This window comes from Kocuria dechangensis, from assembly GCF_014636775.1.
Classification (GTDB): Bacteria; Actinomycetota; Actinomycetes; order Actinomycetales; family Micrococcaceae; genus Kocuria; species Kocuria dechangensis.
Genome location: NZ_BMEQ01000078.1, coordinates 1 through 991, shown reverse-complemented (window position 1 = coordinate 991; position 991 = coordinate 1). Strand labels below are relative to the sequence as shown.

General features: G+C 70.3%; 1 protein-coding gene and 1 pseudogene. Both read right to left on the bottom strand.

Annotated elements, in window-relative coordinates:
• A pseudogene (locus IEW07_RS20720) lies at positions 1 to 793 on the bottom strand (hypothetical protein); the annotation flags it as partial.
• Positions 793 to 991 (bottom strand): hypothetical protein (locus IEW07_RS20715; protein WP_371870257.1); only part of this gene is annotated, 199 nt, incomplete at its 5' end. The pseudogene IEW07_RS20720 and the gene IEW07_RS20715, both read right to left, overlap by 1 nt.

The following is a 991-nucleotide window of genomic DNA, read 5'->3' as shown; positions in this document are numbered from 1 at the left end:
CGTTCTCGACGAGGATCGCGGCCATGATCGCCGCGGGTGCTGCGCGGATGACGTTCACGACGTCGGCGATGATCGGTTGCCGCCCCTGTTTCTCGGCGTGGTCGGCCGCTTGGGCGATGGCCATCGACAGCACCGTGGGTTCCTGCTGCCGGGCGTCCAACGGTGCTTTGAACACCAGTTCCAGCAGTCCGGTGAGGGTGTTGAGGCGGCGGCTGTGGATCTCCGCGCGCATCTGCCGCCCCAGCGCTTCGGGCAGCTCTGCCAGCCGGTGCCACAGCGGTCCGGCGTCCAGGGGGTTGATCGCCCCCACCCCCGGGGCCACCCGGATCACCTGCCCGCCCACCGCCACGGTCAGCCCCGCCAGGTCCGGCTTGACGTCGCTGGCCCCGACGAACAGGAACCCTTGGTCGACCAACGCCAGGGCCATGCGCACGGCCACCGAGGACTTGCCTCTGGCTTGGAGGCCGAGGATGAAGCAGGAGGGGGAGGAGATGATCCCGCGCAGGAACAGGTTGATCGGGTCCCCGCACACCACCGAGCCGTTGAGCTGGTTGCGTCCCAGCACCGCCCCCACCAGCGGGGAGGAGGTGCCCACCGCGAAAGGCCACAGCCCGGCGGTCTGGTTGGAGGTCGCGGTGAACTCCGGCGGGGCCTCCACCCAGGAGCACATCCCGCCATGGGCCACGTCCATGCCCTTCTCGCTCAGCCGCGGCATCTGGGCAGCACCAGCGGTCGCAGCGCGGCCGAGGAGCTTGGTGAGGGCCGTGTCGGTGAGCTGGTCGAAGACGGACATCACAGCGCCTTTCGCACATCAGCGGGAATGGTGGCCACCGAGTCGGGGACCACGCCCAGGCCGAGGTTGACGGCGAAGGCCGCGTCGTCGTTGTAGTCGCATTCGCGCAGCCCCAGCTGTACGCCCTGGGAGGCGGCCCGCCGGATCGTGGCCGCCACCCGGCCCAGCTGCTCACGCGTCTGGACGGTGGCGGTGACC